This window comes from Granulicella sp. L56, assembly GCF_009765835.1.
Classification (GTDB): domain Bacteria; phylum Acidobacteriota; class Terriglobia; order Terriglobales; family Acidobacteriaceae; genus Edaphobacter.
Genome location: NZ_LMUS01000006.1, coordinates 683018 through 696615 on the forward strand (window position 1 = coordinate 683018; position 13598 = coordinate 696615).

At 56.2% G+C, this 13598-nt stretch carries 15 protein-coding genes; all 15 read right to left on the reverse strand.

The annotated features are described in order from the left end of the window. Positions 1-41: 41 nt before the first annotated feature. The 15 genes from GSQ81_RS10720 to fliF all read right to left on the reverse strand — a co-directional run bounded on the left by GSQ81_RS10720 (position 42) and on the right by fliF (position 13575). A complete protein-coding gene (locus GSQ81_RS10720; protein WP_158910743.1) occupies positions 42-1187 on the reverse strand; it encodes a flagellar biosynthesis protein FlhB in 1146 nt (381 codons plus the stop codon). Further along, positions 1184-1966, reverse strand: a complete 783-nt coding sequence (locus tag GSQ81_RS10725; protein WP_158910744.1) for a flagellar biosynthetic protein FliR — start codon at positions 1964-1966, stop codon at positions 1184-1186. Before GSQ81_RS10725 ends, GSQ81_RS10720 begins: the two co-directional genes overlap by 4 nt. A gap of 7 nt (positions 1967-1973) precedes the next feature. Beyond that, positions 1974-2243: a flagellar biosynthetic protein FliQ gene (locus tag GSQ81_RS10730; RefSeq protein ID WP_158910745.1), complete on the reverse strand. Its 270-nt coding sequence runs from the start codon at positions 2241-2243 to the stop codon at positions 1974-1976. A gap of 25 nt (positions 2244-2268) precedes the next feature. Continuing rightward, positions 2269-3162 (reverse strand): flagellar type III secretion system pore protein FliP, encoded by an 894-nt coding sequence (fliP, locus tag GSQ81_RS10735; protein WP_254060119.1) that lies wholly within the window; start codon positions 3160-3162, stop codon positions 2269-2271. Further along, a complete protein-coding gene (locus tag GSQ81_RS20355) occupies positions 3153-3461 on the reverse strand; it encodes a flagellar biosynthetic protein FliO (RefSeq protein ID WP_158910746.1) in 309 nt (102 codons plus the stop codon). Before GSQ81_RS20355 ends, fliP begins: the two co-directional genes overlap by 10 nt. A 51-nt stretch (positions 3462-3512) precedes the next feature. Beyond that, positions 3513-3860, reverse strand: coding sequence for a FliM/FliN family flagellar motor C-terminal domain-containing protein (locus GSQ81_RS10745; protein WP_158910747.1), 348 nt, complete (start codon positions 3858-3860; stop codon positions 3513-3515). 34 nt (positions 3861-3894) lie between these two features. Beyond that, positions 3895-4269, reverse strand: a complete 375-nt coding sequence (gene fliL, locus GSQ81_RS10750; RefSeq protein ID WP_158910748.1) for a flagellar basal body-associated protein FliL — start codon at positions 4267-4269, stop codon at positions 3895-3897. Between the two features lie 323 nt (positions 4270-4592). Continuing rightward, on the reverse strand, positions 4593-5825 hold the full coding sequence (locus GSQ81_RS10755; protein ID WP_158910749.1) for a flagellar hook protein FlgE: 1233 nt from the start codon (positions 5823-5825) through the stop codon (positions 4593-4595). Positions 5826-5916: 91 nt separating this feature from the next. Beyond that, entirely contained in the window at positions 5917-6252 is a 336-nt protein-coding gene (locus tag GSQ81_RS10760; protein WP_158910750.1) for a flagellar hook capping FlgD N-terminal domain-containing protein, read from the reverse strand. A gap of 67 nt (positions 6253-6319) precedes the next feature. Next, positions 6320-8077 carry a hypothetical protein gene (locus GSQ81_RS10765; RefSeq protein ID WP_158910751.1) on the reverse strand — a complete coding sequence of 586 codons (1758 nt, stop codon included), beginning with the start codon at positions 8075-8077 and terminating at the stop codon, positions 6320-6322. Between the two features lie 64 nt (positions 8078-8141). Then, the gene (locus GSQ81_RS10770) at positions 8142-8591 is read right to left on the reverse strand and encodes a hypothetical protein (RefSeq protein ID WP_158910752.1); all 450 of its coding nucleotides are present in this window, start codon (positions 8589-8591) and stop codon (positions 8142-8144) included. A 35-nt stretch (positions 8592-8626) separates the two neighbouring features. Beyond that, on the reverse strand, positions 8627-9940 hold the full coding sequence (locus GSQ81_RS10775) for a FliI/YscN family ATPase (RefSeq protein WP_158910753.1): 1314 nt from the start codon (positions 9938-9940) through the stop codon (positions 8627-8629). An 11-nt stretch (positions 9941-9951) separates the two neighbouring features. After that, the gene (locus tag GSQ81_RS10780) at positions 9952-10704 is read right to left on the reverse strand and encodes a FliH/SctL family protein (protein ID WP_158910754.1); all 753 of its coding nucleotides are present in this window, start codon (positions 10702-10704) and stop codon (positions 9952-9954) included. Next, entirely contained in the window at positions 10688-11776 is a 1089-nt protein-coding gene (fliG, locus tag GSQ81_RS10785) for a flagellar motor switch protein FliG (RefSeq protein ID WP_158910755.1), read from the reverse strand. Before fliG ends, GSQ81_RS10780 begins: the two co-directional genes overlap by 17 nt. Next, the gene (gene fliF / locus GSQ81_RS10790; protein ID WP_158910756.1) at positions 11776-13575 is read right to left on the reverse strand and encodes a flagellar basal-body MS-ring/collar protein FliF; all 1800 of its coding nucleotides are present in this window, start codon (positions 13573-13575) and stop codon (positions 11776-11778) included. The genes fliG and fliF overlap by 1 nt, the downstream gene beginning before the upstream one ends. Between the last annotated feature and the right edge of the window lie 23 nt (positions 13576-13598).

A 13598-nucleotide genomic window follows, 5' to 3' on the forward strand; every position in this document is an offset into this window, starting at 1 on the left:
TGAGGCCTCCCATGTACCACTCTTCTTCACCAAGCCTTCACTCACATCCCACCTCCATAGCCGCGCAATCCAATTAATCCAGACGGCACAGGACGCTCTGTAACCTGCTGTGCCTGCTGCTTCTGACGTTCGCGTCTTAGCCGCTCTTCTACTTTTTGGCGATACAGATACGCCAGAATTCCTGCTACCGCCGCATACAACTCAAATGGAATCGACTGCCCAGGCTCGACCGCTCGATAAAGACTTCGCGCCAACGGCGGATTTTCAACGATAGGAATGCCTGCCCAGCGGGCCTCTTCGCGAATCTCCGCCGCGAGTAAGTCTCGCCCCTTCGCCAATACGATGGGTGCCTGCATCGTCTCGAAGCTGAACTCCAGTGCGACTGCATAATGCGTTGGATTGGTGATGACGACGCTTGCACGAGATATGTCAGCTTTGACTTTGCGCTTGCGCATCGCCCTTTGTATCTGCCTCACCCTCCCCTTGACCTGCGGGTTCCCCATAGCGTCCTTCATCTCTTCACGCACTTCCTGTTTGCTCATCTTGAGCCGCTCGTTCCAACTTCTCCACTCGATCGCATAATCCAACGCCGACCAGGCAAGCGTTATCCATGCCGCGTCCAGCGCCAGGCCATACGCTGTTGAGAAGGTCGTGGACAACCGCACCAGACTCATCACCGGCATCGGCAACATCAATGTCTTCAGTGCGCCCCAGCCAAGCACCACCATTGCAGCGGCTGGAACCAACGACTTCATGACCCGCGTCGCAGACTGCAGGCTGAACAAATGTCCAAGGTTTGTAATTGGATTGAGTTTTCCGAACTGAGGCTCAATAGCGTTCGGATGGATCTCAACACCGCCGACCTGGGCCACTCCCGCGATCAGTGTTCCGGTAAAACTAGCAGCCAGCACCAGCCCCACGGGCAACAGAGCAGGCTCAAGCATCTGCCGAATGGCCTCATTCCATCGCTGCTCTCCATTTACCTCACCGACAGCCGCAGAGCGCACGCTTTCCGCATACACCTTGCCCCAGCCTGATACGAATCCGTGCGCCGTTGCCCCTAACATAAGCACGCCGCCAAGCATTGCAATCGCAGAAAGAAGCTCGCGGCTGCGAACGCTGTCTCCTCTTTCTTTCGCCTTCTTCTTTCGTTGAGGCGTGGCTTGCTCTGTTCCTTTTTCGCTCATAGCGCGGTCATCAACCTTCCTGCCGCATCAAGCAATCCCACGAAGTGATGCTCAATCCATCCCGGCCATACGGCCAGGCTCCCGATCAACACGGCATACGAGACCATCGTCTTCAGCGGAATGCTCATCACCATCGCCGGAAGCTGAGGTGACAGCCGACCGACGAGCGAAATTGTCATCTCGACAGCAAGCGAAGCTGCAATGACCGGCGCTGCCAGTTGCAACCCGGCCAGGAAGATTCCACCGGCCATCATTGCTAATGCCTCACCAGTCTTCGCCTCGATCACTGCCTGCCCTACCGGTACCGTGCGAAAGCTTCGCACCACCGCCGCCAGCAAACTTCGGTCTAGGCCTGCACCAATGATCACGAGTATTCCGAGCCAACTAAGCATCTGCCCCAGGACAGGTGTTTCGATCATCGAGTTGGGGTCCATCAGGTTGACCAGTGAAAAGCTAAACTGCATTCCCAACAGCATTCCGGCGAACATCAAAGCTTCATTCAGCAGCATCAAAGACAGGCCAAACACTAACCCAACGCCCAGCTCGCCCAATACCGAGCGAGCATCAAGCGTGGTCCTCAGGTTCGGGATTGCAGCCACGGCAGGTGTCAACAGCACCGTCATCGCAATGACAAATCCCGCCTTGATTCGCGGTGCAATTGCCGCTGAGGAAAACAATGGGGCAAATACCATTGATCCACTGAGCCGGATCATTACTAGCACGCCCACCATCAGATACTGCGGCCAGTCCGCGACCAACGTACTCGTCTCAAGGTTCATGCCGCCTCTATCCCAAGTACCGGTGAAAGTCGCTGAACAGGCGCACCGTAAAGCTCACCATCCGATGCACCATCCACGGCAAGGTCGCCATCGTCACGATGAATACGGTCACTAACCTTGGAACGACAGTCAGCGTTTGCTCCTGCACGCTGGTCAGCGTCTGCAGAAGACTGACCACAAGACTGACCACGCATGCCGCCACCAACAGCGGCGCGCTCAACATCATCGCCTCCATCAGCACTTTTCTCATCATCTCTACAGTCTGGTCGGGTCCCATCGCTGCCTCTCTTAAAATCAAACCTTCAGAAACTTTTGATCAACTGATGGGCAAGCAGGTTCCACCCATCCACCATCACAAAGAGCAGAATTTTTAGTGGCGTCGATATCACCACAGGCGGCAACTGCATCATGCCTACGGACGTCGTGACACTTGCTACCACCAGGTCTACGAGAAGGAACGGAAGAAACAGCACCGCCCCAATCTGAAATCCGGCTTTTAGCTCGCTGAGAATATAAGCTGGAATTATTACCTGAATAGGAAGGTCCGCTCGTGACTGGGGTCGAGTCCCTATCCCCGCGGCTGCGAAGACTTCCAGATCTTTCTCGCGCGCATACCTCAGCATGTATTCCTTTACAGGGACAAGACCGCGATCCATGGCCTCCATGCCTGAGATCGCTCCTGCCTGATAAGGAACTACCGCTACTTGTTCTACCTTCAGCAAAACCGGCTGCATCAGAAACCAGGTCATCATCAACGCCAAGCCCATCAAAATCTGGTTTGATGGCGCGGTCTGCGTTCCTAATGCCTGCCGCAGAAAATGAAAGACAACCAGCAGGCGCACCATCGGTGTGATCGATAAAAGAATTGCGGGCAGCAGTGTCAAAAGAGTGAGCCCTAAAACAATCGACCACGGCACACTTCTGTTTGCTTCGATGACCTTCGCGATTGAATCGCTGTTGTTGCCGGATCCCGATTGTTTGTCAGTCCCACTGGCCCTTGTGGCAGCAGGAGTGATGCTGGCCTTGTGCGCGGCCTTCGTCGGCTTTGGCATATGCTTCACCCAGAACGATTCCGGGGCCACAAATATTCCGGCCATTGGGACTGCGTTGACTCGTTGCGCATGCAGCACCGGCGAGAACATGCTGAGTATCGCTAATAACAATCCACACCAGTAGAGTCCGCGTGCTAAAGGCATAAACCATCCATCCCCTTCGCCGCGATGCTCTGTGAAGTTCCGCCCTGAACCCGCACAATAGACTCAATACTTTCCGCGCTCCCTCCCACCAGAAAGAGTTCTCCCGCGCAACTCACCAACATCAAATTTCGTCTCCCGCCCAGCGGCAGCGTCTCGAGCAACCGCATTTGCTTAATGGCAGCTTGGCGTTTAGCCCCTGCTTCTCCCAGGCGACCAAGCAGCCATCCGGCAAGACCGCCTGGATGGGCTGATGTCTTTGTTCCACTCACTCGCACCGCACCTCGCAGAGAATGCATCATCGCTCCGTTTCCAATCTCTCAATCGCTCGCTGTCCCAAATTCCATTTGCCCCTAAACAAGCCTTGTCAGCCTCAAAGCAATCTTCTGGTCGACCACTTCAAACTCCGTCCAGCCGAGTTGTACGCCGCCTATCCTCAAAGGAACATCCTCTGTGTCCGAGAATGCGCTCTCGAATACCTGACCTTCGGACAGCCCCAAAAGGTCTTGCACTTTAAACCGAAGCAGCGGTACTTCAACTGCCATCATCAGCTCCAAGCCAGACAGCTTGGGCCACGCAGAATGCTCTTCAATTCTCGACATCCAGGGGACTGACGGATTCAACATAGAACCTGAGTCCTCTCCGAACGTAGCCCCGCTGCGATCTGTTATCTCTGTCCACTCCATCTCTGTCTCCATCATTCAACTTCCTCCTTGTCGCATTCCAATACCGCTGCTACCGCTGCACTAGAAAATCAGTGAAGAGTATCTTCTTCACCTTGATGTCAGGGTCATGCTCATTCAAGGCCTTCAGCAGCTCGACCTTCAGATCTTCTTTTCCAGACGGCGCTAATAAGCTATCCGCCGTTTGCTGGCCAAGTACGGTCAAGGCAGTGTCACGAACTGCGGCCGTGACGTCATCGCCACTCTTATTGTTCGTGGCCCTGGAGTCCTTCGTCGCGATAGCATCTTCAACCTGCAGAGTGATCGACAGTCTCAAATAGGTGCTTTCCCCTTGATCTGCGAGGTTCACAAGCAGTGGATCGAGCGCCAACAGATGGGTATGAGCATCCACGGCGGCCACGCTCTTCGATGCCGCATCTTTCCGCATCGACAGTCTCCCCGACCGTGCAAGGTAATACAACGCTCCACCGAATACCATCGATGCAATAGCGCATCCGGCCAGTATCGCCAGCAACAAGTATGCAATCGAAGGCTTGGCTGATCCAGACACAGGGGATGCAACAGGCGGCGGGGTTGGAGCGACATCAGTAACCGGAGCAGAAGTAGCCATGATGCTGAACATGATGCAAGCCGATCACCACTTCGCGGCATTCAACATTAGCTAATCTTCACGATCGATAGAGCGAACGGGCATGGAAACGAATATTCGATTCCATGCCCGTTTGTCTGCTTCACGTCATAGGAAGATACTTATCTGATCATTGCAAGCGTATCCTGGGTCACTGTGTCGAATGTAGTGACCGTCTTTGAGTTCGCTTCAAAGGCGCGCTGTGCAACGATCAAATCTGCAAATTCAGAAGAGATATCTACATTTGACAACTCCAACGCACTGTCAGTGATCGTTCCGCGAGAGCCTGTCCCCGCAACCCCGATATTCGCCTGCCCCGAAGCCGCAGTGGTCGTGTAATTATTGTTCCCAGTGACAGTCAATCCCTGATCATTTGCCACAGTAGCCACCGCGACCTGACCAACAACTTGCTTTTGGCCGTTGCTATAAGTAGCTGTGATAATTCCGCTCGAATCAACACCGAAGCCCTGGTAAACGCCACTTGTAAACCCATCCTGGTTGCTTGCGTTGCCCGCCGAGGCGCCCGTCGTCTGAGAGATTGTCGGATTGCCAGTGGCATCATCCAGGTTCCAGTTGACGCTCAAATCGCTGGCCCCGTTCGGCAGACTGGGAAAGCCGATTGCTGCCAAGGTACCGGTCGGCGAGACTAAGTTTCCGCTCGAGTCGAACGTGAGAGTTCCGGTGGTGTTCGTAGCCGTGCCCGTATAGTCTCCAGCAGGAAGCGCCACGCTGTAATCCCATGTGTTTGCTGCCGTTTTCGTGAACGATATGGTCAGTTGATGCGTTTGCCCCAGGGAATCATAGACCTGTACCGGAGGAGCAGTAAAAGAGGTTCCGACCGTCGCGCCTGCATTTAGATTCGCCGTCATCGAGAAGTTCTGGGTTGCCTTTGCCGACTCGGTCGATCCAGTCGGCAGTGTTAGCGGCGCAAGCGCGCTGCTGCCACTGATGGCCCCGTTGACAGCGTTATACCCCATCACATTTTCACCTTCCGCTGTAGTGAGGTTTCCGCTGGAGTCCAATTGAAAATCACCTGCGCGAGTCAGCGACTGTACTCCGCCCTGCTGGACAACAAAAAATCCGTCCCCGCTCAATGCCATGTCGTTGGTATCGCCTGTGGGGTTAATACTTCCCTGGAGGTAGCTTGTTGATGTGCTGGCGACCTTCGTGCCCACACCGACCTGCAGCGCATCGTTGGATCCATTCTCTCCAATCTGTTGATAGAAGAGATCTTCGAAATTGGTCGTCTGCTTTTTGAAGGCAGTCGTGTTAAGGTTCGCCAGATTGTTTCCAATCGTGTTCAGTGCCACCGAGTCTGCACTCAAGCCGCTCAATGCAGTTGAAAATGATCCCATCGCCGTTCTCCTCATTCCCTTGGTTTTACTTCTGCTGTGGTTGTCCGCCAGCCCGCGCCAGTCTTCTTTGCTCTGCGTCTCGGCTTCGACTCTAGGTGCCGGTAGTTGAAGTAGATGCCGGTATAGGCGTTAGATCCTGATTGATCGAGATCAACTGCTGCAAGCTATTTACGCCCACCAACTGCTGGATGTAGGCATTTGGATCGGTCGGCTGCGTGGGATCCTGGTTCTTCAACTCTGTTACCAGCAGCGTCAGAAAATCGCTCGATGTAATCGTCGCCCCGTCCGAAGCCGCATCACTGGAACTGCTTGATGCAGCACTCCCTGTTGCCGCTGCGTCTTTTGCCGTGGCTTTCGGCGACAGCGCGGAAGCGACCGTAGTCGCCGCTGCCGACCCTATTCCACCGGTCAAATTTATGTCTGACATAGTATCTCTACTCTCCTTAATTCAATTAGTTGTTGGCTCACTTTATGTCTGCATTCCATCCATCTCTTTATGCCCTTACACTCAACCAGTTTCCTCCCCCTGCATAGGACGCCGAAGAAAATACTTCCTCTCCCTCGGCACCGCTATAAAGCGCGCTTGTTCCTGCAGGCGTAGGCACTGCATTCGTTGGGCCCTGTCGACTCTCTCTTCCGCGACCGTCGCTCTGCTGGGCCTGCCCATTTTCAGTGCCTCCAGTCCCTCCAAAGGAGTTCCTGAAATCTGTCTCCCCCGCAACCGTTGGCTGAACGACAACCGCGTTCACAGCAACATGTTCGCTGTGCAGATACGCCGTTAACGAAGGAAGTTCCCGGTGCAACATCTCCTGTCCGGAGGACGAAGCGGTAGACAAGGACGTATTAATCGCGCCACCGTCCGCCATCTCGGCACGAATCTTAAGCCACCCATGCGTCCCATTGGAAACGCCTACTTCAAGCGACGTGGGGGTGACCATCAAGGTCTTGTGCGCCAGATCGGCCGACACTGTCGCATCAGCCGGATTCGAGCCAGTCTGTACCGTTGAAACCGCATGGGAGATCGCGTCCGTCATGTGAAGATTCACCCCAGCATCATGAGTCAGCGCTCTGCCAGCGACATCTCCAACGATAGGTCCAGTTCCGTCCGACACAGCATGCAACTGTCCGGCAACCGTACCCAACGCCGCCATACTCTGTACCTTGGCTTTGTCCTCATCCGGATTGCTTGCGATAACAAATCCCGTCTTTGACGCATCAGCCTCTGTTTTTTGCGAAGCCGCATTTTCAGTTGAGGAAGACTCAGACGTCTTCATCTTGCCCTCATCCGGATTTTCCGTATTTGCAGTTTCTTTGCTGCTCTTACTATTTACAGCCACTGCGGTTCCAGCGCTTCGCCCGGAGGCCGAAGAGAGAATGGGCGACAGCAAATTGGCATCTGAAGCCACTCCCGCTCCAGACTGTTGTCTTCCCATCGGATTCACTATCGCCAGGGCATAAACTGCGGTTTGTCCCTCGATCCCAACCACAGCTTGTCCCATTCCGGCCTTTTCAACTGACTTACTTGCTGACTTAGAAGCCTTCTCTGTTTTCACCGACGCGTCGTGATCCTTAATCATTTTCCTGGCCGAACTTGTCTTCTGACTCTTATCAGGGCTCGAAATCTCGCTCTTGCTTTCAACAACTCGTTGAACAACGCTGTCCGTCTCGGGAAGCTTTCCGGGGGTAGCACCTTCTGTATCAAGATCCACTTGCCCATCTAGACTGTCCAACGTCTTCCCGTCAGTTACCCCATCTGTTAACTTCTGGGCATGATCATTTTTGTTCCCCGAAGTAACTGATGAAGTCTGACCGTCCGACATCTCTGACTGAATATCTGTATCCGTTCCTCCACTTAGCTTCCCACCACTCAGTGGCACTGCGGCGGTTACACTCGAGCTCGTTTTACTCAAAACATGAGCAATTGTTTTTTTTATTCCCAGCGCGGCCAGAAGCACATTCGCAGAGCCATTTTGGATCTTGCCTGCGGCATTCTCACCGCCTTTCGCCTTTGAATCCGAGACAACGGCGCCCATAGAGGAGCTTTTACCAGAGGTCAGAACTTCACTTTCGATCATGGCCATCGGCTTGATCTGATCAGCAACGGGGGACTGCGTTTCACCAGTAAGAGCCGACCCTCCATCAAAGCTTTCGGCGAATGAGATGCCCAAACTTTCTGTCCGCTCGGAGGAAGCAGACCAGGTGTTCGCCGTATCGGTACCAGGTGATGTCGAAGTTACTGCTGCCATCAGCATGTCTCTTCCTCTTCCGCTTTACCAACGAAGTGCATTTCATTTGCCAAAGAAGCTGCTGGAAGGATTAGGAGGAACTTATCTCAACCGGCGTCCGCAATTCCTCACGCGTATCAGACCATCGTTGCCGCGCAAGAAACCGGTCATCCAACGCCGTCTGCATCTTCCTTCCAGCCTCGACTTCCATCTGCGCCTTCGTATTGTCGACGACATATTTCATCTGTTCACTCTGCAAACGGCTCGCCACATACTGTCTCCGCGCTTCAGCTTTTAGCATCTCGCGTTGCAACCGAACCTCCTGCAGGCGCTCCTGTCTCCATTCGGCAATCTCCTGCTGCGTCCGGGCTGCAGCCAGGCCTAAGGGGTCTCCGGCCATCAACGCATCGCGGCCATGAGAGCTCGAGGAACGCGCTCTCTCCTCCTCGACACCAATTGCCTGCTCCGCTTCGCGAACAGCCATCGCGGCCCGCTCAAGGTCTACCGAACGCATCTCTTCGATGCCTCCGTACAACGACATCAGCCTCTTCAACGCCACTAATCTCGAATGCACCTTTAGAGCTCCATTGCACTCAATCGCGCCACCGTTTGCTCCATCGTCACGCGCTCGTGACTTCCCTGCTCAAGAAACTCGCGCAGCCCAGGCATCGCTCGCATCGCCCGATCCAGTTCTTCGTCCGTCCCTGCCTTATAAGCCCCAATGCGAATCAGGTCCTCCGACCGCGCATGAGCTGCCAGCAATCGACGCGCCAGCGCCGCTTGCGATCGATGCGCCGGTGCCGTAACCGCGGGCATCAACCTGCTCAACGAATCCAGAACATCCACGGGCGGATACCATCCTCCAGCCGCCATCGACCTCGACAAAACTACGTGCCCATCCAGAAGCGATCGCACAGCATCCACCACAGGGTCCTGTTGATCGTCGCCTTCCATCAGTACGGTATAGAACGCCGTAATGCTGCCATTCTGAAAGTTCCCTGCGCGCTCTACAAGCTTTGCCAGCCGCGCAAATACTGAAGGCGTATACCCCTTGCTGGCCGGAGGCTCACCGGCTGCGAGTCCAATCTCCCGTGCCGCCATCGCGTACCGTGTCAGCGAATCCAGCACTAACAACACATGCTTGCCACGCGCAGCATAATATTCCGCAACCGCCGTGGCCGCCATCGCCGCGCGCATTCGCAACAACGGGCTTTGGTCCGAAGTAGATACCAGAACCACCGAGCGTCGACGCCCTTCTTTCCCAAGCGAGTCCTCGACGAACTCGCGCACTTCACGCCCACGCTCCCCTACCAGGCCCACAACCGTAAGGTCGGCCGCAGTATTGCGCGTCATCATTCCGATCAATGTGCTCTTGCCCACTCCCGATCCGCCAAAGATCCCCACCCTCTGACCGCGTCCCACAGTCAACATTCCATCGATGACCCGCAGCCCTGTCTGCAACGACTCTTTAATCGGCTCTCTCTCCATCGGGTGCGGTACAGCGCCGTCGAGCGGCCACATCTGCGCCGATCTGGGAACCGGCATCTCATCGAGAGGCTCACCCAGCGCATTGAAGATGCGCCCCTCCATCTCTTCTCCAACCGCAATCTCTGGAGTCCTCCCAGTCGCCATCAACGAATCCCCGTAGCGAATCCCCCGTGTCGCCTCAAGTGGCATCGCCAGCACATGTCGCCCGCGAAATCCGATGACCTCTGCGCGATGCCGCCTTCCTTCTCCGTCCAGAATCTCGCAACACTCGCCTACCGAACATAGAGGCCCTTCCGCCTCGACCGTCTGCTCATTGGCCTCTACGACGCGCCCGCTCCATCGCAATGCCGAACGGGTAGCTAGTTGGGTAAAGTACGATCCAAGCATTTTCTGCGCCGGCATCTCATGCACCATTAAGCGGGCCTCTGCTGCAAAAGATCGAAGAACCCCTTTTCAATCTCCTCCAACTGCGCACTCACACCGAGCTCCACTTTCCCCACGGATGTTTCAAGAACGCATTCGCCGATGCCCAGCCGTTCATCTCCCATCAGTTGCACCCTCGATTTTGTCTCCATCACAAGCGCGTCCTTCCATCGCTCCAACTCGGCAGCAGGAACGCGCAACTCCATCGTGCTGTTGTCGGCAACTTTATCCAGCACAACGCGCACGGCAGCAGTCAGGAGCAAGGGATCGAGCTTTGCCTCGCGATGCAGAATACGCTCTGCAATCGCAAGAGCCAGCTTCACAACTTCAGCCTCTACGGCGATGAAGTAGCGCTTGCGTTCCTCTGCAAACTTCTCACAAACGTGAGCCACGCGAGCGCGTTCCGCTGCCACGCTCTCGCTCAACTCTGCTTCCCACTGCTCCCGCGATTCAATTCGCGCCTCGCCACGAACCCTCTCAAGCTGTGCCTCGAATTCCAGTTGCTGCAGCTTCAACTGATGCGTTAACTCTTCAACCTGTTCCTGCGTGTAAACCTCGGCCGCATCAAAAACCTGTACCGCGTCCAAATTCTGCGCGGGAGAAGTTCCAGGCTCACTCACCGCATGAAACTCAAGCCGGGAGATGTCATTTCTTTTACGAGTTCCGTTGATCGGCCTCTCAGGCATACCTGGCAAAGCATTGTTCGCACGTCCATTGCTCGCGTCCTCAGATAGCGAGATCATCGTCGACCTCCATCTTCAGAATCATGCGGCCTTCGCCTTCAAGTTGACGCGCCAGCGCCAGCAGTTCCTGTTGCGCGTGATTGACCTCCTTCAAACGCACCGGGCCCATCACCTCCATGTCTTCCTTGAGCATCTCGACCGCACGAGAACTCATCGCCTTGAACAGATGCGACTTGACGTTGTCGCGTCCGCCCTTGAGCGCCAGCGCCAACACCTTCTTGTCCGCGGCCGCGACAAACTCGCGAATGCTCTCCGGCGGAACGGTCACAAGATCCTCAAACGTAAACATCAGGTTCCTGATCCCGATGGCGAGCTGCGGTTCATCGTGCTCGATCTCCTCAAGAATTCCCTTACTCTCGATCTGGTCCAGGCGATTCAACAATTCCGCCACAGCCTTGAAGCCGGAGTAGGATTTTCTTCCAGACGATCCGGCTCCTTCCATTCGCTTGTGCAACACCAGGGCGACGGTCTGCGCCATCTCCGGCGAGAACTGCCGCATCTCCGCCAGTCTGCGCACGACATCGACTCGCATCTGCCCATGCAGGCTCATCAACACCGCCGATCCTCGCTTTGCATCGAGATGCGCCAGCACCAGCGCAATCGTCTGCGGATGCTCCGTCTCCAGAAACTTGCTCAAATGTTGCGGATCCATCTTCTGCAACATCGCCATATCGCCATTGGTCCGCTCGCGGATCTTCTTCACCTGCGCCAGAAGATCTTCAGCCTTGCTCGACCCGAACGCCTCGGTCAACAGCTTCAGTGCATACTCCGGACCGCCCCGCACCATGTACTGCTGCGTCTCCAGCAGACCGTAGAACTCCGTCAGCACCTGCGTCAGCTGCTGCGCGGGAATCTCTCCCAGGCGCGTAATCTCCTCCGTCACGCGCCGGACATCCGCCTCCGACAAACTCAGGAAAAGTGTCTTCGCCAACTCATCGCCAAGCGCCACCATCAGGATCGCGGCCTTCCGCAAACCCGGTATCTCCGCCGGCGCAAACCCCGACTCCGCCGGCAACAACAGCGGATTATGCCGCACGCTCTCAGCCTCACGCATCTGCATCGCTGCACCCATCACTCACCGTCCTCCGTCGATCCGATCCATGCTTCAAGCAACCGCGTGCTCTGCGTCGGCTCCCGCCGAATATGCTCGGAGACATAATCGAAGATTCCCTGTTGTTGGCGTTGTGCTCTACTCCTCACCTGCAGTGGAATTGGATCCTCTCCCTCATCCAATTTCCATTCCGGCTCTGCGGGCAACATCCGTTCCTGCTGATTGCCTAAGTCAACAGAGGCATTCGCACCAGCCGTCAGCAACAACGGCTCGCGCAGTGTAGCCGCCACCTGTCTCCCCACGGGACGCAGCACAAACAGCACCAACAGCACGCCGCAGATTCCTATCACCACAGTCCGCATCATTCCTGGCTGCGACATCGCAAGCGTGCGTGCTCCCTGCATCACACTATCCAGCAATGGCGGCTTCATCTCTGGAAAGTTTGTACTGAAGCTGATGTTTTCCATCACCACCTGGTCTCCTCGCCGTGCATCATAGCCGACCGCTGCCTGTGCCAGTTGTTCGAGCCTGCGCATCTCGTCCGCGCTTCGCGGCTTCCAAGCCGTATGCTCCAGCTTCCCTGTACCCTCCGTCATCGCCCGATCATTGACCACGACTGCTGCCGTCACTCGTCGCACTCGCCCCGGCCCTTCTTCCGAGTGCAGCAGATGCTTCGTCACTCCATAGGTCCCGTTCTCTTCCTGAATGCTCTGATCGCGCCCATTTCCCTGCTGCGGATACACCGGCAGCGCCTGCTTCTGCAACAACGGAGGAGTTCCCGGAGCTGCCGCAGCCTGCGATCCCGCAACGGAACCCGCGGGAGCACCCGCCGGAGAGTTGCTCGCCGTCCCCGGAACCCCCGACGCCTTCTCCGTCGGCAAAGCCGAGACCTCTTCCTTCTTCTGCATGCTCAACGTTGCCGTCTGACTTGGGTCGTAGACTTCGTCGGTCCGCTCCTCGCTGCCTTCGTCGTAACTCACATTCACCGTTGCGCGAACGTTGTCGCGGCCAGCGAGAGGCTCGAGCATCGCGACCAGCTTCGCCTCCATCTCCTGTTCCGCCTCGTCTTTGCTGGCGTCGCCCGACTTCGGTTTTAGATTCGCCCTTCCATCGGCATCGACCAGTGTCACCTGGTCCGGACTCAAATTCTCCACGGCTCCCGCCACCAGGCTGCGAATCGCATCGGCCTGCTCCGGATCGACCGTTGATCGCCGCAACTTCAAAACCACCGAGGCCTTTGCCGCCTTCTCCTCCGACACAAACAAGCTCTGTTGCGGCAACACCAGATGCACCCGCGCCGACCGAACAACATCGAGCGTCTCGATGGTGTGCTCCAACTCGCCTTCAAGTGCACGCTGATAGTTCACGCGCTCATCGAATTCGCTTCCCACCCAGTTCGGCTTGTCGAACAGCTCAAACCCCAGCCGCCCTGTCTGCGGCATCCCCTTCGCTGCAACCTCCATGCGTGCCTTGTCCAACATATCCGCAGGCACTTCGATGCCTGTGCCATCCGCCGTCATCTGAAAAGAAATTCCCGCGGCCGCAAGCTCCTGCGACACCTGCTGCGTATCTTTGCCGTCAAGCCCGCTGAACAGCACCCGCCAATCCGGACGCTGCGCAAACCACATCATCCCCACACAGGCCGCAGCCAGAAATGCAGCCGATGCAATCAGCCACGTCCGCTTGCCCACCGGCATCGCCATCAGCCGCTGCTGCATCGCCGACGCCATCGCCGCCGCTCTATCCACCAGCCCATCGCCGGAAGCCCCGGCAACGCGCTGCCCGGTCTTCTCCAGCCCTGCCCGCTCTATCTCAGCCATCTCGCCTCAGCATTCCTTCAATT

Excerpts from the sequence above, each read along its gene's own strand:
- GSQ81_RS10765 (WP_158910751.1), bottom strand. The coding sequence starts at position 8,077 with ATGCTGATGGCAGCAGTAACTTCGACATCACCTGGTACCGATACGGCG.
- GSQ81_RS10725 (WP_158910744.1), bottom strand. The coding sequence starts at position 1,966 with ATGAACCTTGAGACGAGTACGTTGGTCGCGGACTGGCCGCAGTATCTG.
- GSQ81_RS10730 (WP_158910745.1), bottom strand. The coding sequence starts at position 2,243 with ATGGGACCCGACCAGACTGTAGAGATGATGAGAAAAGTGCTGATGGAG.
- GSQ81_RS20355 (WP_158910746.1), bottom strand. The coding sequence starts at position 3,461 with ATGATGCATTCTCTGCGAGGTGCGGTGCGAGTGAGTGGAACAAAGACA.
- GSQ81_RS10755 (WP_158910749.1), bottom strand. The coding sequence starts at position 5,825 with ATGGGATCATTTTCAACTGCATTGAGCGGCTTGAGTGCAGACTCGGTG.
- fliL (WP_158910748.1), bottom strand. The coding sequence starts at position 4,269 with ATGCGGAAAGATGCGGCATCGAAGAGCGTGGCCGCCGTGGATGCTCAT.
- fliF (WP_158910756.1), bottom strand. The coding sequence starts at position 13,575 with ATGGCTGAGATAGAGCGGGCAGGGCTGGAGAAGACCGGGCAGCGCGTT.
- GSQ81_RS10745 (WP_158910747.1), bottom strand. The coding sequence starts at position 3,860 with ATGATGGAGACAGAGATGGAGTGGACAGAGATAACAGATCGCAGCGGG.
- GSQ81_RS10770 (WP_158910752.1), bottom strand. The coding sequence starts at position 8,591 with ATGTCGTTGTACGGAGGCATCGAAGAGATGCGTTCGGTAGACCTTGAG.
- fliP (WP_254060119.1), bottom strand. The coding sequence starts at position 3,162 with ATGCCTTTAGCACGCGGACTCTACTGGTGTGGATTGTTATTAGCGATA.
- GSQ81_RS10760 (WP_158910750.1), bottom strand. The coding sequence starts at position 6,252 with ATGTCAGACATAAATTTGACCGGTGGAATAGGGTCGGCAGCGGCGACT.
- GSQ81_RS10780 (WP_158910754.1), bottom strand. The coding sequence starts at position 10,704 with ATGATCTCGCTATCTGAGGACGCGAGCAATGGACGTGCGAACAATGCT.
- GSQ81_RS10775 (WP_158910753.1), bottom strand. The coding sequence starts at position 9,940 with ATGCCGGCGCAGAAAATGCTTGGATCGTACTTTACCCAACTAGCTACC.
- GSQ81_RS10720 (WP_158910743.1), bottom strand. The coding sequence starts at position 1,187 with ATGAGCGAAAAAGGAACAGAGCAAGCCACGCCTCAACGAAAGAAGAAG.
- fliG (WP_158910755.1), bottom strand. The coding sequence starts at position 11,776 with ATGGGTGCAGCGATGCAGATGCGTGAGGCTGAGAGCGTGCGGCATAAT.